The organism is Mycobacterium sp. (assembly GCF_965230835.1).
In the GTDB taxonomy this organism is placed as follows: Bacteria; Actinomycetota; Actinomycetes; order Mycobacteriales; family Mycobacteriaceae; genus Mycobacterium.
Genome location: NZ_CBDDLW010000001.1, coordinates 103,649 through 124,353, shown reverse-complemented (window position 1 = coordinate 124,353; position 20,705 = coordinate 103,649). Strand labels below are relative to the sequence as shown.

The window sequence follows — 20,705 nt, the reverse complement described above, 5'->3', positions numbered from 1 at the left end:
CCATAGGCAGGCCGAGGAGGCAAGCCGACCTCGAAACCCCACCCACGATCTACCGAGCCGCGCAACGGCAGTCACGCCTATTGGTAGGCGTAGAAACCGGTTTCAGCAATCCGACGACGCTCTTCAGGGGAGACGTCGACGTCGGCGGGCGATAACAGGAACACCTTGGTCGCTACCTTGTCGAACGAACCGCGCAACGCGAAGGCCAAACCGGCGGCGAAGTCGACCAGCCGTTTGGCGTCGTCGTTGTCCATCGAAACCAGATCCATGATGACCGGAGTGCCGTCTCGGAACCGCTCACCGATGGTGCGAGCTTCGCTGTAATCCTTAGGCCGCAGCGTGGTGATCTTCGACAGCGGGTGACCTTCCTCGAACATCATGGCCATCCGGCGCGGGTCCATCGCCAGAGCGCCTCTGGTGGAGTTGCGCAACCACGACCCGAAGCGCGGTCGGTTCATGTCATCCCGGTCGAATTCGCGCGGCCTGAAACGTGGTTCCTCCCCCCCGTACCCGCTGCGGTAACCCGACGGCGGATAGTCGGCCGGCTCGCTGCGTGGGTCGTCGTAGTCACGCCCTTCGTAGCGACCGTAGTCGTCCTCGAAGCGAGTGCGCGAATATCCGCGAGAAGGAGCCCGATCGTCGTAGTACTCGTCGTCGTAATCCTCCATCGGAGCCATACCGAAGTAGGCCTTGACCTTGTGCAGTGTGCTCATGCCTGCCCCTTCTAGCCGTGTGAGCTCTGGTGTCCGTGATGAAGGTGTGACTATAGTGACTATTCACGGTGACCGTAACCGCCGTTGGCCCAATAGCGCGGTACCGACACGCACACAGGTCGAACCGTGTTTGACGGCCATTTCAAGGTCGTGGGACATTCCAGCCGATAGCCCGACCGCCTTGGGGAACGATTCGAGCACCCGATTGTGCTCGGATTGCAGCCGATCGAAGGCCTCGTTGGGGTCCCAACCCAGGGGGGGAACGCCCATCAGCCCCATCAGTTTCAAGCTCGCCGACTCTTCGACCCGGGCGCAGACCTGATCCACCGCATTCGGCGTTGTGGTGTCCACGCCACCACGAGACGCATCACCATCAAGGCTGACCTGAACGTACACACGCAGCGGTTTCGGACGACTGCCCGCAGCTAGCGCCTCGGCGACCGCCTTATCCAAAGCAGCCACCACTCGTGAGCTGTCAACCGAGTGGGCGGTGTGCGCCCAGCGCGCCACCGAGCGCGCCTTGTTTCGCTGAATCCGACCCACCATGTGCCAATGCATACTGCGCACGCCGGCCTGACCAGACGCGGCCAACAGCTGTGCTACTTCGGCTACCTTCGCTGAGGCTTCCTGCACTCTCGATTCCCCAGCGGACCGACAACCCAGTCGGGACAAAATCGCGACATCGGTTGCTGGGAAGGATTTGGTAATCGGGAGAAGCTTAATTTCGCTGACATTGCGACCCGCAGCATCTGCGGCTGCCGCGAGCCGCGACCGCACTCCGGCCAAACCATGGGTCAATTCCGCTTCCCGGTCGCCCCGCATGTCGCTTGCAAGCTTTTTCGGCGCCATCGGACTCATTCCATCCACACCAACGACGCCAGCCGCCCAGTGGGCGCGCCGCGCCGATGACTGAAGAGCGTCGGATCGGCCACCGTACAGCGAGGGTCGACCTCAACTGACGTAACACCCAACTTGCGGAGCTGTCCGACTATTCCGGCGCGAAGGTCAAGCCCGGGAGTTCCCGCCGAGGTGGAGGTGCGGCTGCCCGGCAACGCCGCATCGACCTCGTCGGCCATCGCCGCCGGGACTTCGTAGTTGCGACCGCTGACCGCAGGACCCAGCAGCGCCGAAATATCGCCGGGCTGCGCGCCCAGGCCAAGCATCGCCTCGACCGTGCGGGCCACCACACCGCGCTGCGCGCCCACACGACCGGCGTGAACCGCAGCGACGACGCCGACACGGGCATCGGCCATCAATACCGGTACACAGTCGGCCGACAACACCGCCAACGCCAGCCGGCGGGTACGGGTCACCAATGCATCGGTGGCATCGAACGCCGAGTCGCGTGGGCCGTCGGCCACGCCGACTTGATCACCGTGGACCTGGTTCATCCACACCACCCGTTCGGCGGGCAGACCGATCGCCGTTGCCAGGCGGACCCGGTTTGCTGCCACCGCCGCCGGGTCGTCACCGACGTGGTCGCCCAGGTTGAAGGTGTCGAACGGTGGAACCGACACACCACCTGCCCGGGTGGTGGTCACTCGATGGATGCGAAAATTCACGTCCCCAGTATCCAGATTGTGTGGTCAACTGAACGCCAATGGGGCTCCGCCGCGACCGGCGTGGCACGCAATCGGCAAACACGCTAGACCCCTTAGCGACGCATGAAGGGCGGCACGTCGACATCATCATCGTCGCCGCCAATACTTAGAGTTGCACCATTGGTGGGCACCGGCACACTCGCGGCGTCAACCGGCTCGAACAGGGTCGAAGTGAGTTTTCCAGCCTTTGCCGACTCGATCCGATGCGCGCCGCCCGTATCGCCAGACGCTGCCCCCACAACCTGTTTGCGGCCGGCTCCGCTGATATCGAAGCCGGCCGCGATCACCGTGACCCGCACCTCGTCGCCGAGCGAGTCATCGATCACCGTGCCGAAGATAATGTTGGCGTCCTGATGAGCGGCATCCTGCACCAGCGAGGCCGCCTCGTTAATCTCGAACAGACCCAGGTCGCTACCGCCAGCGATCGACATCAGGACGCCCTGCGCGCCTTCCATCGACGCCTCCAGCAATGGGGAGTTGATCGCGATCTCGGCAGCTTTCAGCGACCGACCTTCACCCCGGGCTGAGCCGATGCCCATCAACGCAGTGCCGGCGCCAGACATGATGCCCTTGACATCAGCGAAGTCGACATTGATCAATCCGGGCGTGGTGATCAGGTCGGTGATTCCCTGGACGCCGTTGAGCAGGACTTCGTCGGCATTGCGGAACGCATCCATGAGCGATACCGCAGCATCTCCCATCTGCAGCAACCGATCGTTGGGAATGACAATGAGGGTGTCGCAGCTCTCCCGCAGCAAACTGATACCGTTTTCGGCCTGATTGCTGCGCCGCTTGCCTTCGAACGAGAACGGCCGTGTCACAACTCCGACCGTTAGCGCCCCGAGCTTGCGGGCGATACTTGCGACCACTGGCGCCCCGCCGGTGCCGGTGCCGCCGCCTTCACCGGCGGTGACGAACACCATGTCGGCGCCCCGCAGCAATTCCTCGATCTCATCCTTGGCGTCGTCGGCCGCCTTGCGCCCGACCTCCGGGTCGGCGCCGGCGCCTAGCCCACGAGTGGAGTCGCGACCAACGTCGAGTTTGACGTCGGCATCGCTCATCAGCAACGCCTGCGCGTCGGTGTTGATAGCGATGAACTCCACGCCCTTGAGGCCTTGCTCGATCATCCGGTTGACGGCGTTGACACCGCCTCCGCCGATGCCCACCACCTTGATGACTGCCAGATAATTGTGTGGGGGGGTCATCATCCGTCTTCCTCCCTGGTGTGACTCGGTTGTTTTCCCGGGTCGGTTCTCCCCGTTGGGGGTGGCGGTGTGTCCGCTTGCCAAACCCTCAACCTCAACCATAGGCTTAGAGTTATGTCAAGTAGTTCCGCGCAACCAGAACGGTATGGGCAGGACCCGCACTAACGGTGCAGGCGCGCCGACGCTGCGTGGATGAATTTCAGCAATTCCCCGGGGAGCCGTCGCGCCAGCGTGAGGTTGTTCACACAGCCGCGCCGCTATTTCACCGTCGGCAAATCAGGGCTGGAAACGTCGTAGGTCCGACCAGGTTGCGTCAACAGAGCGGCCAGCTTCTCCGCCTTCTCCTCAATACGGTCAGTAGTTCCCCAGATCACCACTCTCCCGTCGGTCAGCGTGAGGGTGATCGAGGCGACCGACGGAGCCGCGATCCGGCCCACCTGAACTGAAACCTCTGGGCGCAGCGCGGTCAATACGTGCAACGCCGCCTTAGTGGCCGGATCACTCGGACGGGGATCGTCGACATCTAGGTGCGGCATCGCGGGCGGCGGCGGAGCGGTCGCGAAGTCGACACCGTCACGGTCGAAGAGATGCGGGCCGTCCGGATAGTCTTTCACGGCCACCGGCACCCGCTCGACGACGGTGATACGCAATGCGGACGGGTACTGACGCTGCACCCGCGCCCGAGCCACCCGCCGGATCGTTGCCACCCGGTCAGCGACCTGGTTGGTATTGATCTGCAACAACGGCGTCCCAGTCTGCACGCCGGCCGCGTCGAGGACCTCCTCAAGGGGTATCGCCTCGATCCCGGTCACGACGATACTGCGAGCAGACATGGCCGGAGTGAAATAGAGCAGCAACCCAAGCCCTACCCCGACGACAGCCAGCACAACGGCTGCAAGAAGCATCTTCAACCCTCGAACGACACCCCGAGCGACGGGCTTCGGCTCCTTCGCGACGCCCCCGAGCACCCGCCGTTTGGCTTCGCGGCGCGCCTGCTCGATCGCGATGGCGCGAGCCTGAGCGGCTCGCCGTTCGGCCCGTTCACGCCGAGCGCGACGGCGCGGACCCTCTACTTCTTCGGTGTCCTCGGGTTGTCGGGCGTCCTCTTCCAGCTGTTGGGTATCCGACGCTTCGGCTTCGCCGCCGTCAATCGACTCGGTAGCCACGTCACTTGCGGAGACATCTTCGGTGACGTCTCCCGCCACTGCGTCATCCGACGGGCAGTCGTCGGTCTCTGTCACGGCAGCACCCCCGGCCGACCGAGCCTGCTGCGGTTCGCCCGCATCCGCAACGCGGCTAAAATCTCCGGCCCCAGCATGGTTACGTCTCCAGCGCCCATCGTGACAATGACGTCACCCGGTCCGGCGGCCGCCGCCACCACCTCGGCAACCGCGGAGAAATCTGGAACGTAGCGCACCGGCACGCGGATGTGCTCGGCCACGCTGGCTCCGCTGATGCCCGCGATCGGTTTTTCGCGGGCGCCATACACATCGAGCACGAACACCTGGTCAGCGGCACTGAGCGCGCGACCGAACTCTGCTGCGAAAACCTTTGTCCGGGTATATAGGTGCGGCTGAAACACAACCAGCGAACGACCACTGACACTCGGCCCGAGCACAGCGCGCACCACAGCCAACGTCGCGCTGACTTCGGTCGGATGGTGGGCATAGTCGTCGAACACGCGTACCGACGCCTCGCCCTCTCCGGTGGCCCCGACCAGTTCGAATCGGCGACGCACGCCCTCGAACCCTGCCAACCCGTCCAACACATCCTCAGGTGCGGCCCCGATCTCGATTGCCGCTAGCAGCGCTCCCAGCGCATTGAGTGCCATGTGCTGGCCGGGCACCGACAACCGCATCACGCGAGGGTGAGGTTCGCCTGCCAAATGAATATGCGCGACTGCTTCGGTGCCCTCTGCCTCCCACGACACTAGCGTCGCGGCTAGAGGCTCGCCTGGTTCGTCCAGCCGCCGCTGCGCGGCCGAGCCGTAACGCAGCACGCGAATTCCCAGCTCCGCAGTGCGTTCCGCCAGCGCGGCCGCTCCGGGGTCGTCGACGCACACCACCAAGACGCCCCCTGGGGCAAGCCGTTCCACAAACGAGTCGAACACCCCCACATAGGCGTCAGCACTGCCGTAGAAGTCCAGGTGATCGGACTCAATGTTGGTGACCACCGCAACGTTGGGCGTGTACTCGAGTAGCGAGCCGTCGCTTTCATCAGCTTCGGCGACGAAACAGTCGCCGCTGCCGTGGTGGGCGTTGGTTCCGGCCTCCCCGAGCTCGCCGCCGACGGCGAACGATGGGTCCCGCCCGCAATGCTGCAAGGCAACAATGAGCATCGAAGTCGTGGTCGTCTTACCATGCGTGCCAGTGACCATCAACGTGGCGAGCCCCGCCATCAGCTTGGCCAGCACGGCGGGCCGCAGAACCACCGGGATGCCGCGGCGACGGGCTTCGACCAACTCGGGGTTCGTCTTGGGAATGGCCGCGTGAGTCGTGATAACCGCGGTCGCGCCGCCAGGCAGCATGTCCAGCGACGACGCGTCGTGCCCTATCCGAATCTTGGCGCCTCGTGCTTCCAGCGCACGCACACCGCGTGACTCTTTGGCATCTGACCCCGATACTTCCCCGCCGCGATCTAAAAGGATGCGGGCGATACCCGACATTCCGGCTCCCCCGATGCCCACCATGTGCACCCGTCGCAACTCGGGCGGTAACTGTGCGGCGGTCACTGCCGCCTCCCAGCCGCCAGCCGCCTGTCTCGCGCTCGCCGAGTTTCCCGTGCTGTCCCTAGCGCGGCGCGCGCTACCTGATAGGCCGCGTCACGATGACCCACCTGCGCGGCAGCTGCTTTCATCGCCGCAAGCCGGTTTTGGTCGTTGAGAAGCTCAGCCACCCGGCGAGCCACCAACTTCGGTGTCAGGTCACCGTCGGCGACCACCATGCCAGCGCCCGCATTGACCACGGGTAGCGCATTGAGCCGCTGTTCACCGTTGCCGATTGGCAACGGCACATAGATTGCCGGCAAGCCCACCGCCGACACCTCGGCGACCGTCATCGCACCGGACCGGCAGATCGCCAAGTCAGCAGCGGCGTAGGCCAGGTCCATCCGGTCCAAATAGGGCACCGCCACATACGGCGGGTCACCCTCGTTTGGTGCAGGCAGCTCGATGGTGTTCTTGGGTCCGTGGGCGTGCAGCACGCAGACACCCGCTGCGGCAAGTTCGGCGGCGGCTCCAGCAACGGCCCGGTTGAGCGACGCGGCGCCCTGCGAACCACCGAACACCAGCAAAACCCGCGCATCATCGGCGAAGCCGAAGCAGGCCCGCGCCTCAGCTCTCAGAGCGGCACGATCCAAGGTGGTGATCGTTGCCCGTAGCGGCACACCGACCACCTCGGCGCCTCGCAACCCGGAAGCCGGCACCGCTGAAAGAACCCGGTGTGCGTTGCGGGCACCGACCCGATTCGCCAGCCCAGCCCGAGCGTTGGCTTCATGGATCACCACCGGGACACGCCCTCGCACCCTGGTCCGAAAAGGCATGCCCGCTATGCCAGCCGCCGCCAAGTACGCCGGCAACGCCACATAACCGCCGAAGCCGACGACAACGTCGGCGCTCACAGCCTCGAACACCGCCCGAGTCTCCCGGACCGCGCGCCACACCCGGGACGGCAGCCGGGCCAGGTCACCGCTGAGCTTGCGCGGCAGCGGCACCGGCGTGATCAACTCAAGCTGGTAGCCGCGCTGCGGAACCAAGCTGGTCTCGAGCCCACGCGAGGTACCCAGCGCGGTGATCCTTGTCTGGGGTTCCAAGGCGCGGAGTGCGTCGGCGACGGCCATCGCGGGCTCGACATGGCCCGCAGTGCCGCCGCCGGCCAATACGACCGACAACGGAGGGCTGTGGTTGGGCACTCCCAGCTCACCGGCCGGCTCCCTGACCGAGTCGTTCACCCGTAACGCTGACCTTCCAATGCGCGAACGCGCCGTGTATGACGCTGGCCGGCATACCGCTGGCCAGCTCCATGATGCTCTCCCGCAACCGGAAGGTGTCCCCGCCCCCGCGCGCGAGCGGCGCCCGCAGAGCCGCGGGCCGGCCGAGCAGCCGTTCGAGGCGGTGTCTGATGTGCAGGCTTCCGCTTGTCCCGAGCAACTTTATGGGGCGCCTCGCACGGGGCCGGCTTCTGCACCGGTTGCGGACGCGCACGCTTGCGGTCGCGGAACGCTTCAAGACTCGTGGGAATGTACGGCTCGGGCACCGGCAGCCGCAACAAGCGGTTCATCTTGTCGTCGCGCCCGGCCCTCAAGGCGGCCACCGCCTCCGGTTCGTGGCGAGCGGCGTTTGCCATGATGCCCACCAGCGAGAGCGTTGCGGCCGTGGAGGTTCCACCGGCGGAGATCAGCGGCAGCTGCAAACCAGTGACAGGAAGCAGGCCGATTACGTAGCCGATGTTGATGAACGCCTGTCCCAGCACCCAGAGCGTCGTGGTGGCCGTCAACAGCCGCAGAAACGGATCGGCTGATCGGCGGGCGATCCGCATGCCTGTGTAGGCGAACAGACCGAATAGCCCCAGGAGCCCAAGCGCACCAACGAGCCCGAGCTCCTCGCCGATGATCGCGAAAATGAAGTCGTTGTGGGCATTGGGCAGATAGTTCCACTTGGCGACGCCCTGACCGAGACCGTCCCCGAAGATACCGCCGTGCGCCAACGCGAACTTCGCTTGCCGGGCCTGGTAACCGGCATCCTGCGGATCGCTGTCCGGATTGAGCCAAGACCGCACCCGGTCCGACCGGTAGCCCTCGGAGACCGCCAGGATTGCGCCGGAAACAAAGACCGCGAAAACTGAGCTGACGAAAACGCGTAATGGCAGTCCTGCGTACCACAACAGACCCAGCAAGATGATGCCCAGCGATACTGTCTGCCCAAGGTCGGGTTGGGCCACGATTAGTGCCAGCGCGATGATTGCGGCCGGCACCAAAGGAATCAACATCTCACGCAGCGACGCCCGTTCCATCCGTCGAGCGGCCAGCAAATGCGCTCCCCAGATAGCGAAGGCCATCTTTGCCAGCTCAGAAGGCTGCATGGACAGGCCCGCCACCACGAACCAACCGCGCGATCCGTTGGACTTCGTGCCGATTCCAGGGACGAGCACCAGCACTAGTAGCACGATAGTGACCACGAAACCGGAAAAGGCAATACGCCGCATGAACCGCACCGGCATCCGCAATGAGATGTAGCAGCCGACAAGTCCGATGATCGTCCACAAGACTTGTTTGCCGAAAATCACCCACGCGGACCCGTCATCGTCATAAGACCGCACGCAGGAGGCTGACAGCACCATGATCAAGCCGAGCGTGGTCAGCAACGCGGTCACCGCGATGATCAGGTGAAACGAGGTCATGGGCCGACCCAGCCAGGCCCCGAACCGGGTGCGCGGACCCCGTTCTTCGGCCTCCGGAGAACGCGCCGACGCCTTCGCACCTTCAGGGGCTGCCTGCGGGGCCGAATCTTCTGATTGGTCCATCTCCCCCGTTTGGTCAGGCTCGGGCACGTCTTGAGCCTGGTTGTTCGCCTCGGCCGCCTCGCCCCTGCGCAGCAGCCGGGTCAGTACGTTGCCCACTCCGACCTACCGGACCGCGGCGCGCACAGCGGCAGCGAAGGCATCGCCACGGTCGGCGTAACCACTGAACTGATCGAAGGACGCGCCGGCCGGGGCCAGCAACACCGTGTCACCGGGCTCGGCCATCTGCTGGGCCGCAGCCACCGCCGCCGCCATCACACGAGCCCCCAGGGTATCGGCAGAATTGTCAACTTTGGCCACAAAAACATCAGTAGTCACAGTCGTCGCATGCATATCAATATCCTCGCCTGTCACAACATGGACGACGGGGACATCGGGGGCGTGTCGCGATAACGCCTCGGCAACCTCTGCGCGATCCCTTCCGATCAACACCGCCCCGACCAGCCGAGAAGCGATTCGGGCGACCTCAGCATCAACGGCCGCACCTTTCAGCAGACCACCAGCCACCCAGACCACCCGCGGATAGGCCAGCACGGATGCTTCGGCGGCGTGCGGGTTGGTGGCCTTGGAATCGTCGACATACTTGATGCCGCCGGCGACAGCCACCACCTCGGCCCGGTGCCGGCCCACCTGAAATCCTGCGATCGCGGTCGCGATCGCGGCGGCGGGAACACCGACCGAGCGGGCCAGCGCCGCCGCGGCCAGCGCATCGAAAACTCCCACCGGGCCCGGAACCCGTATCGACGCGGCCTCCGCCAGCGCCAGATGATGCGAAAAGGCGCGGTCAACAAGTTGGCCGTCGATCACGCCAAGCTCTCCCACAGCTGGTTCGCCCAGCCGAAAACCCACACGTACCTGCGCCGGCGCAGCACCCAGCAGCGCAGCTGCCCGGCTATCGTCCAGCCCGGCCACTGCCACCCGCCCGGTCAGCGCCCGCGCTTTGGCCGCGGCATAGTTGGCAAAAGCTCCATGCCAGTCCAGATGGTCTTCAGCGATGTTGAGCAGGACACCGGCCTCGGGCCGTAGCGACGGCGCCCAGTGCAGCTGGAAACTGGACAGCTCGACAGCCAGCAAGTCGGCCGGCTCATCCAGCACTTCCAGAACTGGCCGACCAATATTGCCGCACAGCAGGCTGCGGCGGTCCGCCGCGGTCAGCATCGCGTGCAGCATCGACGTCGTGGTGGTCTTGCCGTTGGTGCCGGTCACAACCAACCAGCTATGCGGCGGCCCGAAGCAACCCGCCATGTCCAGCCGCCAGGCCAACTCCACGTCGCCCCAGATCGGCACACCAGCCGCCGCTGCCGCGGCCAAAAGCGGCGTGGCCGGCGAGAATCCTGGACTGGTGACGACCAGCGAGTAATCGGATACCTGCGGTGCAGCGGCCAATGTGCCTATAGTCGCCACCCCGGTTTCGGCGTGCTGGCGCAGCGTGCCCGGATCGTCATCGCACAGCGTCACAGCCGCACCAAGCCGAGTCAGCGCTGTCAGCGCCGCCCGCCCGGTGACTCCGCCGCCGGCTACCAGCACCGGCGCGCCGGCCATCAGGGATTTAAGGCCGCCATGGGTGGTCATTAAGCGCCGACCGCAGCTAGCCACTCACCGTAAAACAGCGCCACACCCAGGCCGCACGCGATCGCGGTGAGCAGCCAGAAACGGATGATCACCGTGGTTTCAGCCCAGCCGACCAGCTCGAAATGATGATGGAAGGGCGCCATCCGGAATACCCGGCGCCCGGTCGTGCGGAAAGCCAGGATCTGCAGCACCACGGAGGTGATTTCGGCGACGAACAACGCGCCGAGCACGACGGCGAGGATCTCAGTGCGGCTGGTGATCGACAACCCCGCGATAATTCCACCCAGCGCTAACGATCCAGTGTCACCCATGAAGATCTTGGCTGGTGTGGCATTCCACCACAAGAAGCCGATGCACGCACCGGCGGTTGCGGCCGCAATGAGCGCCAAGTCCAGCGGATCGCGCACGTTGTAGCAGCCCAGGCCCGGTGCGCTAACACAAGCGTTGCGATATTGCCAGAAAGTGATCAGCACGTAGGCGGCGGTGACCATCGCCATACTGCCCGCCGCCAGGCCGTCCAGCCCGTCGGTGAAGTTCACCGCGTTCGACCAGGCGCTGACGACAATCACACAAAACAGCACAAACAGTCCCGGTGCCAAAGTGACCGTGGCGATCTCCCGCACATAGGACAGATCCGCACTACCCGGTGTTAAGCCGGCGGGATTGCGGAACTGCAACACCAAGAGCGCAAACAACACCGCGGCGGTGATCTGGCCGACAGTCTTGGCCGTCTTGTTCAGCCCAAGGTTGCGCGACCGTCGTATCTTGATCAGATCATCGAGGAACCCGACACCCCCCAGCACGGTCGCCAAGCCCAATACCAACAGACCCGATGCCGACACTCCTTCGCCATCGAACGCCAGCCCGGCCAGGTGAGTGCCTAGATAACCCGTCCACATACCGGCCAGAATCGCCACACCACCCATCGACGGCGTACCCCGCTTGGTGTGGTGACTGGGCGGTCCGTCTTCGCGGATCTGATGTCCGAATCCCTGCTTGGTGAACACTCGGACCAGCGCCGGAGTCAACAGGATGGACACCGTCAAGGCGATGGCCACCGCGATAAGGATCTGCCTCATAGACCCCCGCTCCCACCGTTATCGGCGCCAGACCCCGCTGCGTCCGGCGCGCAGGCCGCCACCAGCGCGTCGGCCAACATACCCAGCCCGGCCGCGTTCGACGCCTTCACCAACACCACATCCCCCGGTTGCAGCTCGGCTCGCAACAACGCCAACGCCGCGTCGCCGTCGGGCACGGCAACAGCCCCTCTATCGGCTTCCGATCCCCAAGAACCTTCCATGACCGCTCCGTGGTGCATGGCGCTCATCGACCTCCCGGTTCCCACGACAACAAGTCGACACACATCTAAGCGCACCGCGAACCGGCCGATGCGATCGTGCTCGATTATCGCGTCCGCACCGAGCTCAGCCATCTCGCCCAAGACCGCCCAACTGCGCCGCCTGGCGGCGCGCTCCCCCGCGGCATCGGACCCGCCGTGGGCGATCCAGGCCAGCGCCTGCAACCCGGCGACCATCGAGTCGGGGTTGGCGTTGTAGGCATCGTCGATCACCGTCACTCCATCGCGCCGAGTGGTCACCTGCATCCGATGCCGTGACACCGGCCCGGCCGCGGCCAGCGCGGCCGCCACCTGATCAAGACTCGCACCGCACTCCAGTGCCACAGCACCGGCACACAGCGCGTTGCTGACGTTGTGGTCGCCGTATACCCCGAGCTGCACGTCGGCCGCGACGCCGTGGGCTGCGTATTCGCCTCCGATGTGCATCGTGAACTGTGGTCTGGCCAATTCGTCCAGCGTCACCGGTCCGGCCCACACGTCCGCGGTGTCGGGGGCCCCAGATTCAGTCCGGCTCCTACGACTGACCCGGACCACACGGGCCAGTGTCTTGTCGCTCATCGCCGCCACTGCCGGGTCATCAACATTGAGTATCACTACGCCCGATTGCGGAACAGATTGCGGCAGTTCGGCTTTAGTCCGGGCAATGGCCTCGCGTGTGCCAAACTCACCTAGATGCGCGGTACCAACGTTGAGGACCACCCCGAGCGCGGGCGGTGCGATCTCCGCCAACGCGGCGATATTGCCGGGATGACGCGCCGACATCTCCAAAATCAGGTAGTCGGTACTGTCGGTTGCCCGCAGCACCGTCCAGGGATGGCCCAGCTCGTTGTTGAACGACCCCGGCGGTGCCACCACCTCTCCGAGCGGGCGCAGGACCGCGGCCACCAAATCCTTTGTAGATGTCTTGCCCGACGAGCCGGTGATCCCAATGATCGTCAGCCCACCCGCTACCAGTTCCGCAGCAACCGCCTTTGCCAGCTTGGCCAACGCGTCCAGCACCGCTTCACCTGATCCGTCGGCATCGTGCTCCAGCACCCCCGAAAGCCCTCGCTCGGCATCTGCCTCGACCGGGGCGAGGGATGGGGCGACCACGATGGCGGGGACTCCGACCGGTCGGGCCGCGAGGACAGCGACCGCACCGGCTGCCACCGCTGACGCCGCATGGTCGTGACCGTCGGTGCGCGCACCCGGCAGGGCCAGGAACAAGCTGCCCGAGCCGACCTCACGCGAGTCGAACTCAACCGTCCCGGTGACATGGCACTGGGCGGCGGACTCTGGGGTGATATCGACCAGCTCACCACCGACGATCTCGGCGATCTGTGCGACAGTCAGGTCGATCACGTGTGTTCCTCCAACGCGGCGGCTAGCTCTAGCCGGTCGTCGAAGGGGCGAACCTCCCCGCCGCCACGTTGCCCGGTTTCGTGCCCTTTGCCCGCGATAAGCACGACGTCGCCCGCGACCGCCCAGGAAACAGCGTGCCGGATCGCGGCGCGCCGGTCGGCGACCTCGACCACCTGCGCCCTAGCACTGCCTCCTCGTGCACCACGCAGGATCTCCTGCCGGATCGACGCGGGATCCTCACAGCGCGGGTTGTCGTCGGTAACGACAACCAAATCGGCCAGCTCGGCCGCGATCTCACCCATCGGTGCGCGCTTGCCCGGATCACGCTCACCGCCGGCGCCGAAAACCACCGCCAACCGACGATCCGGATGCGCCAACGTGGTGAGCACCGCCCGCAGCGCTTCGGGCTTGTGCGCATAGTCCACCAGCGCGAGAAAAGGCTGACCGCGGTCGATTTGCTCCAGTCGCCCTGGGACGCGGACTTCGCGCAGCCCCAGCGCCGACTGTTCCGGAGACACCCCAACCACATCGAGGATCGCCAGCGCGACAAGACAGTTGGCCACGTTGTAGCGGCCCGGCAGCCGAATGCCAACCCGGTGGTAGGCGCCAGCGGGGTCGATCACGGTGAATTCTTGTCCGCCGGCGCCCATTGGCGCTACGTCCACTGCGCGCCAATCGGCACGCTGATCGGTAGCACTGACGGTGATCGCGTTGTGGGCGCGAGCCGCCATCGCCCGCCCGGCCTCATCGTCGACGCACACCACGACGGCACGGGCACACAGCGACGACGCCGGGTCGAACAGCAAGGCTTTGGCCTCGAAGTAGTCGGCCATGCTCGGATGGAAGTCGAGGTGATCGCGGGACAGGTTGGTGAAGCCTCCAACCGCGAATCCGGTGCCGTCCACCCGGCCAAGTGTCAGGGCGTGGCTGGAAACTTCCATGACCACGGTGTCCACCCCTCGGTCGGCCATCTCCGCGAGCATCGCCTGTAGCGTGGGCGCTTCGGGGGTAGTCAGAGCGCTGGGAATGTCGAAACCGTCGATTCGGACGCCGATGGTGCCGATTAGCCCGGAAACTCGCCCACTAGCCCGCAGACCGGCCTCGACCATATACGTCGTGGTGGTCTTACCGGATGTACCGGTGATCCCGACCACCGCCATCCGGTTGGACGGATGGTCGTACACCGTGGCGGCAAGGGCACCCAATACGCCCCGGGGATCCGGATGCACCAGTACAGGCACGTTGACCGGCGCCGAGCCGGCCAGCTCGGTCACCCCAGCAGGGTCGGTGAGCACTGCCACGGCGCCGCGCTCGATCGCGTCGGCCGCATGCCGCGCGCCGTGCGTGGCAGAGCCGGGCAGGGCGGCGAAGAGGTCGCCTGGACGGGCATCCTGAGCACGCAATGTCACACCGGTGACCGGCAGATCTGGGACGGTTGCGGAGTGATCAGGGCTGGCTGACGGCTTCGCGCCTACCTGGGCCGCTAATGCGGGCAGCCGCACGCCCCTGCCGGCCCTGGCACTGAGACTGTGCCCGGTGGGCTCCGAAACCACCTTTTCCACCACCTCCATACGGCGGCCGACGTCGGGAGAATCCATGGTCGGCCATGCCACCCTACCCAGACATCAGGTCGCCGGGTGCCTCCCGCGCCCGCACGAAGCAAGCGTAAATCGACCCGCCCTGCGGCGGCTGGCGGTGGTTGCGGTGGTACGCGATCCCTTAGGTGATTTGCAACGTCAACGGCGGCCCCGGATCGGGCGACAGCGGGATATTCTCTCGCTGCATCAACCAGCCAGCGATGTTGTGGAACAGTGGCGCGGCCGACGAACCCCGTGAGCCATCGGCGGCATGCTTGGGGTCATCCATCATCAGGCCGATCACATAGCGGGGATTGTCCACGGTGGCGATGCCGGCGAAGGTGATCCAGTAAACGTTGTCGAAATAGCAGCCGCAGGCAGGATTTATCTGCTGAGCGGTCCCGGTCTTTCCCGCCATCTGATAGCCGGGAACCGCGGCAGCGGTCCCGGTGCCCTGCTGATAACCCATCGGGTCCCGTTGCATCACCGCACGCAGCATCTGACGCACGGTCTGCGCGGTCTGCGCCGACACGACCCGAACTCCGTCCGGACGCGGCTCTTCGGTCCGAGTCCCATCAAAAGCGATGGTGGACTTGATGATTCGTGGCGGTACCCGCACTCCATCATTGGCGATGGCCTGAAACATGCTCGTCATCTGGAGCAGGGTCATCGAAAGCCCCTGGCCAATTGGCAGGTTCGAGAAGGTGCTGCCCGACCATTGGTCGACTGGCGGCACTAATCCGGCGCTCTCACCAGGAAGCGCAACGCCGGTGCGCTCACCCACACCGAACTTCCGGAGCATCTCGAAGAAACGTTTCGGACCGATGCGCTCGGCGAGCATCAGAGTGCCGACGTTGGACGATTTCCCGAATACCCCGGTGGTGGTGTAAGGCACCACCCCGTGTTGCCAAGCGTCGTGTATGGTGACGCCGCCCATCTCGATCGATCCGGGAACTTGTAGCACTTCATCTGGATTGCTCAACCCGTACTCAATAACCCCGGCCGCGGTGATGATCTTGTTTACCGAGCCCGGCTCAAAGGGCGAAGACACCACCGGGTTGCCGAGCTGCTTGTCGCCCTGGCGTCCGATGTCCTGCGACGGGTCGAAGGTGTTGTCGTTCGCCATCGCTAGAACTTCGCCGGTTTTGGCGTCGAGGACGACGGCTGAGACGTTGTGCGACCCTGACAAGTTCTTTGCCTGCTGAACTTGCTGCTGGACATAGAACTGGATGTCATCGTCGAGGGTGAGCTGGACGGTCGAGCCCTGGACAGCTTTGTGCCGGTTGCGATAACTGCCCGGGATGACGACGCCGTCGGACCCGCGGTCGTAGGTGACCGCGCCGTCGGTTCCGGCGAGCACAGCATCCAGGGCATCTTCTAGGCCCAGCAACCCGTGGCCGTCCCAGTCGATACCGCCGACAATATTCGCGGCCAGCGACCCGCCCGGATATTGGCGCAAGTCCTGCCGCTCCGAGCCGACCTGTGGATATTTCGTGGTGATCGCGCTGGCGATCGCCGGGTCGACGGCGCGCGCCAAGTAGACAAACGACTCGTCGCTTCGCAGCTTCTTCAACACGGTCGCCGCATCGGGCTTATTGTTCAACCGGGCGGCGACCTCCTTGGCAATGTCCCGTAGCCGCTGTTGGGGGTCCGGAGCCGCCGGGGAACGCTTCTTGGCCTCCTCCAACTGCTTGCGGATCCGCTTGGGCTGAAATGTCAGGGCGCGGGCTTCAATGGTGAACGCAAGTCGGTCGTTGTTGCGGTCGATGATGCTGCCGCGCACCGCTCTTTCGACATCGGTGACCTTAAGCTGGCCAGCCGCCTGGGCGCGCAGATCTGCGGCATTGGACACCTGCAGAAAGTACAGCTGCGTTGCGGCCACCAGCATCAGCGCGAAGATGACCACATTGCCAGCTCGATATCGGAACAGGAACGACGCGCCTCGAGTTGCCACTTCGACAGCCTGTCGGGTGCGCCGCTCCCGTGCGGACCGCCCCCCCGGAGCCGCCTTAGCCCGCGGCGCAGTATTTGACTTCTTAGCTTCGCTCGCTTTCCGAGATCGCTTCGACTCCTGGCCTTTTCGGATCTTCTGGGCTTTTGGAGCTTCTTGCGGTTTCCGAGATCTCTTCGTTTGTCGGGCATCCTGAGCTGGCGGACGTTTACGGGGACCAGACGACCGCCGGGTCATTTTTGAAGAGTGTTGATGCCCAGAGTCGCCGCGGCTCACGGTGCCCCCTGCGGCACCGGAGGCGCATTAGCGGGAATCGGGTTGGCGACCGGGCCAAACTGTTCGCCAGTAGGCGGTACCAGCGCGAGCACCGGTGGTACGCCGTTGGGTTGCGGCGCAGATGCGAACCCAGGGGGCGTCGGAGGCACCGCGGGTGAAACGACATGCGGTACTGGCCCGGCTTGAACGGGGGCCGGTGCATCACCAGGCACCACGGTTGTCCCGACCGGACCCGGCGTCTGGCCTGGCGCAGCCCCGGGACCCGGGCCCGGCATCGGCGCCTGCCCCGGCGCTGGCACCTGGCCCGGCGAATGCGGCACGGCCTGGGGCGGCAACGGCGTACTGCCCAGCGTCGAAGCACCATCTGGCGCCCGCACCAATACCTCAGGACCAGACCTCACCGAGGGTGGCGCATCCGGATTGGGCAACACACGCACCGGAACCTCCGGCGGCAAAGCCGGTGGCTTCGGAGGCGGTGGCGGGCCTTGTTCCGGCAGCTTGGTGTTCAGCGGCGGCGGCGCTACGCCGTCAGCCGGTTTCGGGGTACCCACAACGACCCAGTTGCCGGTCGGATCCTGAACCAGGTGCGCGGTATCCCTGGTTGGGATCATGCCCTGTTTGCGCGCCGCCTCGGCCAGCGCCGGCGCGGACTCCGCCTCGCGCACATCGCGTTCGAGAGCCTCCTTCTGCTGCTGCAGCATCCGAGTCCGCTCGCGGGCATGGCTGAGCTGGTACGAACGCTCCGCCGCATCCGTGGACAACCACAGGGTGAGGGCCAGCCCGACACCGAGAGCGGCGATGACGAGCACCACAAACGGAACTTTGCTCACCACGGCGCTGGGCCGTAGATCGACCGACGCCAACCGAGTCGCCAACCGCTCCGAGAACTTCGGCCGGACGACCTTGGGCGCCTTGGCTTTCCGAGCCTTGGCTCGCGCCTTGGCCTGGCTGGTGTTCTTGGGCGGTGCCGGCCTGGTTGCCGGCCGGCCGGCCGGGTTGGTGTGCGGTCCGGACTTCGGAACCCGGGTCTCACGGTTAGGCGCCGAGGTCGTGCCGGAACGCGCCCGGGTGCGGCGCGACGGCGTTGCCTCAACAGCGACGCGATTGCTCGTGCGAGCAAAACCCTCACGTGGGCCGCGACTATCGTTGGCGCGGCGTTTCGGCGTCTTGCGCTCGGCACTCATGAAACGCCCTTTCCACTCGCCTGCTGTTGTGGTTTCATCCCGTGCTCCACTCGTTGCAGAGCCCGCAACCGCACCGAGGTGCTGCGCGGGTTGCGTTCCCGCTCGGATTCATCTGCTCGTTCCGCTCCGTGCGTCAACGAACGGAATCGCGGCCCGTGGCCTGGAAGTTCGACGGGCAGACCCGCCGGGGTGCGGGAGGCCGTCGCATCGGCGAACAACCGCTTAACGATCCGGTCCTCCAACGACTGGTAGGACAACACCACAATGCGCCCATCGACAGCCAAAGCATTCAGCGCAGCGGGAATCGCACCGCGCAGCGAGCCCAACTCGTCGTTGACGGCGATCCGCAGCGCCTGGAACGTGCGTTTCGCCGGATGCCCTCCGGTACGCCGGGCCGGAGCCGGAATCGCCTGATACAGCAGGGCGACCAGCTCGGCGGTCGAAGTGATCGGGCCCTGGGCGCGCCGGCGGGCAACATTCGCAGCGATACGGCGCGCGAACCGTTCGTCGCCGTACCGACGCAAGATATCGGCCAATTCGGCCTCGTCGTAATTGTTCACAATGTCGGCCGCGGTCAGCGGGGATGCCGGGTCCATCCGCATGTCTAGAGGTGCGTCCCGGGCGTAGGCGAAGCCACGTTCGGCTTGGTCGAGCTGCATCGACGAGACCCCTAGGTCGAATAGCGCTCCGTCAACCGATTCCAGAGCGCCATAACCGGATTCGGCTAGTGCCGCGGCCAGTTCGTCGTAGCGACTGCGGACCAGCGTGACCCGATCGACGAAACGCGCCAATCGAGTTCGTGCGGTATCCAACGCACCCGGGTCGCGGTCGAGTCCGATGACGCGCAGGCCCGGCAAGCGCGTCAAGAACCGCTCCGCATGTCCACCCGCGCCAATGGTGGCGTCGACGAGGACCGCCCCCGAGCCGTCTGCGTGGTAGCGAGTCAGCGCGGGGGTTAGCAGCTCGACGCAGCGTCGCGGCAAGACAGGTATGTGGCCGAATTCAGCATCATCCCCAAGACCGGAATCACCTGGCCCGAAACGTGGTTCGTCGACCACCGCAACACCTCTCCGGGTCTGACAGTCCTTGTCGGCTGCCGAAGTCACACCGGGCGACGCCACCCCTGCACCGAGGTCCCTGTCCGAAGGCACGAACCTGGCGTTGGGGAAGTACGCCAGGGTCGCTTCGGGCAGAGACCACGGTGCACGGGTGTGCACCTCAGAAGATGTCGCCAAGTGCTTCATCGTTGGCCGCAGAGAAGTTCTCTTCGTGGATTTGTTGGTAGTCGTGCCAAGCGCGTGCATCCCAGATCTCGAGGTAGTCGACCGCCCCTATCACCACGCAGTCCTTGGAGAGGTTTGCATAGCGACGGTGGTCGGCTGACAACGTGATCCGGCCTTGACTGTCAGGATGCTGCTCGTCGGTGCCGGCAGCGAGATTACGCAGAAATGCCCTCGCTTCCGGATTGCTCCGTGGCGCTTTACTCGCCCGACGCGCAAGCTGCTCAAACTCCGTCCGCGGGTAGACGGCAAGGCTGTGATCTTGGCTCTTAGTAACCATCAATCCCCCTGCCAACGCGTCACGAAACTTGGCCGGCAGCGTCAACCGCCCCTTGTCATCGAGTTTGGGCGTGTAGGTGCCGAGAAACACGTGAGACACCTCCCGCCTAGAGCGGCTCCTTCACACCCAAACGCTTCGGCCACCATACCCCACATTCCCCCACTTTTCCCCATATGCGATGCCTGAAAACCGTGTCTTCCTCTTCACCAGCCACAAACGCCGGGCCAGGAGCACCTTCAGCCAGTGCGCAAACCCGCAACAAGGGAGAGAAACCGCATTTCACGAGACCTAACTTGCGGCATTGGGCCCAAGTGGGGCTAAGTGGGGCACGGATGGGCCACAAATCCGGCTCGAACGTGACTCGGATACAAAAAAGGGGCGGTCATTGACCACCCCTGAATCTGACCGTGTTCCGGCTACTCGTCGAAGCGACGCCGGAAGCGATCCTCCATCCGGCTGGTAAATGAGCCTCCTGCGCCCTTAGCCCGACGCTGGCGCGACGCGCCGGGCACCGGACCAGACTGACCCACCTTGCCTGGCGTGCGGGAACCGGTGACAGCGAACACGACGCCACCGAACATCACGACGAAGCCAAAAACGCTCAGAATCGGGAAGCTTCCGATCATCGTGGCCTTTAGCGCCACGCCGGAGACCAACATCGCCAGACCGACGATGAACAACGCCGCCCCCTGAAAACGCCGCCGAGTAGTCGGCGCGCGCAGGCCGCCACCGCGGACGCTTGACGCGAACTTAGGGTCTTCGGCGTAGAGAGCGCTCTCGATCTGGTCGAGCATCCGCTGCTCATGATCGGAGAGTGGCATTCGTCCCTCCTTGCCGACAAGCTTTCATATA

At 65.1% G+C, this 20,705-nt stretch carries 17 protein-coding genes; all 17 read right to left on the bottom strand.

The annotated features are described in order from the left end of the window. Nucleotides 1-77: 77 nt before the first annotated feature. The 17 genes from ACO07W_RS00555 to ACO07W_RS00475 all read right to left on the bottom strand — a co-directional run bounded on the left by ACO07W_RS00555 (nucleotide 78) and on the right by ACO07W_RS00475 (nucleotide 20,674). Complete coding sequence (locus tag ACO07W_RS00555) at nucleotides 78-713, bottom strand: cell division protein SepF (protein WP_421840055.1); 636 nt, start codon at nucleotides 711-713, stop codon at nucleotides 78-80. A gap of 63 nt (nucleotides 714-776) precedes the next feature. After that, on the bottom strand, nucleotides 777-1,535 hold the full coding sequence (locus ACO07W_RS00550) for a YggS family pyridoxal phosphate-dependent enzyme (protein ID WP_421840087.1): 759 nt from the start codon (nucleotides 1,533-1,535) through the stop codon (nucleotides 777-779). 32 nt (nucleotides 1,536-1,567) lie between these two features. After that, a complete protein-coding gene (gene pgeF / locus ACO07W_RS00545; protein WP_421840054.1) occupies nucleotides 1,568-2,275 on the bottom strand; it encodes a peptidoglycan editing factor PgeF in 708 nt (235 codons plus the stop codon). A gap of 92 nt (nucleotides 2,276-2,367) precedes the next feature. Continuing rightward, nucleotides 2,368-3,519 (bottom strand): cell division protein FtsZ, encoded by a 1,152-nt coding sequence (ftsZ, locus tag ACO07W_RS00540; RefSeq protein WP_421840053.1) that lies wholly within the window; start codon nucleotides 3,517-3,519, stop codon nucleotides 2,368-2,370. 257 nt (nucleotides 3,520-3,776) lie between these two features. Next, complete coding sequence (locus tag ACO07W_RS00535) at nucleotides 3,777-4,631, bottom strand: cell division protein FtsQ (RefSeq protein WP_421840086.1); 855 nt, start codon at nucleotides 4,629-4,631, stop codon at nucleotides 3,777-3,779. 125 nt (nucleotides 4,632-4,756) lie between these two features. Beyond that, on the bottom strand, nucleotides 4,757-6,250 hold the full coding sequence (gene murC, locus ACO07W_RS00530; protein ID WP_421840052.1) for a UDP-N-acetylmuramate--L-alanine ligase: 1,494 nt from the start codon (nucleotides 6,248-6,250) through the stop codon (nucleotides 4,757-4,759). Further along, the gene (gene murG / locus ACO07W_RS00525) at nucleotides 6,247-7,467 is read right to left on the bottom strand and encodes an undecaprenyldiphospho-muramoylpentapeptide beta-N-acetylglucosaminyltransferase (RefSeq protein WP_421840051.1); all 1,221 of its coding nucleotides are present in this window, start codon (nucleotides 7,465-7,467) and stop codon (nucleotides 6,247-6,249) included. Before murG ends, murC begins: the two co-directional genes overlap by 4 nt. Then, nucleotides 7,464-9,134, bottom strand: a complete 1,671-nt coding sequence (gene ftsW, locus ACO07W_RS00520; protein ID WP_421840050.1) for a putative lipid II flippase FtsW — start codon at nucleotides 9,132-9,134, stop codon at nucleotides 7,464-7,466. Before ftsW ends, murG begins: the two co-directional genes overlap by 4 nt. Before the next feature lie 6 nt (nucleotides 9,135-9,140). After that, the gene (murD, locus tag ACO07W_RS00515; RefSeq protein WP_421840049.1) at nucleotides 9,141-10,607 is read right to left on the bottom strand and encodes a UDP-N-acetylmuramoyl-L-alanine--D-glutamate ligase; all 1,467 of its coding nucleotides are present in this window, start codon (nucleotides 10,605-10,607) and stop codon (nucleotides 9,141-9,143) included. Continuing rightward, a complete protein-coding gene (gene mraY, locus ACO07W_RS00510; protein ID WP_421840048.1) occupies nucleotides 10,607-11,686 on the bottom strand; it encodes a phospho-N-acetylmuramoyl-pentapeptide-transferase in 1,080 nt (359 codons plus the stop codon). Before mraY ends, murD begins: the two co-directional genes overlap by 1 nt. Continuing rightward, nucleotides 11,683-13,305 (bottom strand): UDP-N-acetylmuramoyl-tripeptide--D-alanyl-D-alanine ligase, encoded by a 1,623-nt coding sequence (locus tag ACO07W_RS00505; RefSeq protein ID WP_421840047.1) that lies wholly within the window; start codon nucleotides 13,303-13,305, stop codon nucleotides 11,683-11,685. Before ACO07W_RS00505 ends, mraY begins: the two co-directional genes overlap by 4 nt. Then, nucleotides 13,302-14,903, bottom strand: a complete 1,602-nt coding sequence (locus tag ACO07W_RS00500) for a UDP-N-acetylmuramoyl-L-alanyl-D-glutamate--2,6-diaminopimelate ligase (RefSeq protein WP_421840046.1) — start codon at nucleotides 14,901-14,903, stop codon at nucleotides 13,302-13,304. Before ACO07W_RS00500 ends, ACO07W_RS00505 begins: the two co-directional genes overlap by 4 nt. 121 nt (nucleotides 14,904-15,024) lie before the next feature. After that, nucleotides 15,025-17,109: a penicillin-binding transpeptidase domain-containing protein gene (locus tag ACO07W_RS00495; RefSeq protein WP_421840045.1), complete on the bottom strand. Its 2,085-nt coding sequence runs from the start codon at nucleotides 17,107-17,109 to the stop codon at nucleotides 15,025-15,027. Next, the gene (locus tag ACO07W_RS00490; protein ID WP_421840044.1) at nucleotides 17,106-18,293 is read right to left on the bottom strand and encodes a hypothetical protein; all 1,188 of its coding nucleotides are present in this window, start codon (nucleotides 18,291-18,293) and stop codon (nucleotides 17,106-17,108) included. The genes ACO07W_RS00495 and ACO07W_RS00490 overlap by 4 nt, the downstream gene beginning before the upstream one ends. After that, complete coding sequence (rsmH, locus tag ACO07W_RS00485) at nucleotides 18,290-19,510, bottom strand: 16S rRNA (cytosine(1402)-N(4))-methyltransferase RsmH (protein WP_421840085.1); 1,221 nt, start codon at nucleotides 19,508-19,510, stop codon at nucleotides 18,290-18,292. The genes ACO07W_RS00490 and rsmH overlap by 4 nt, the downstream gene beginning before the upstream one ends. Nucleotide 19,511: 1 nt before the next feature. After that, nucleotides 19,512-19,943: a division/cell wall cluster transcriptional repressor MraZ gene (gene mraZ / locus ACO07W_RS00480; RefSeq protein WP_421840043.1), complete on the bottom strand. Its 432-nt coding sequence runs from the start codon at nucleotides 19,941-19,943 to the stop codon at nucleotides 19,512-19,514. Between the two features lie 326 nt (nucleotides 19,944-20,269). After that, entirely contained in the window at nucleotides 20,270-20,674 is a 405-nt protein-coding gene (locus ACO07W_RS00475; RefSeq protein WP_421840042.1) for a DUF3040 domain-containing protein, read from the bottom strand. Nucleotides 20,675-20,705 lie beyond the last annotated feature (31 nt).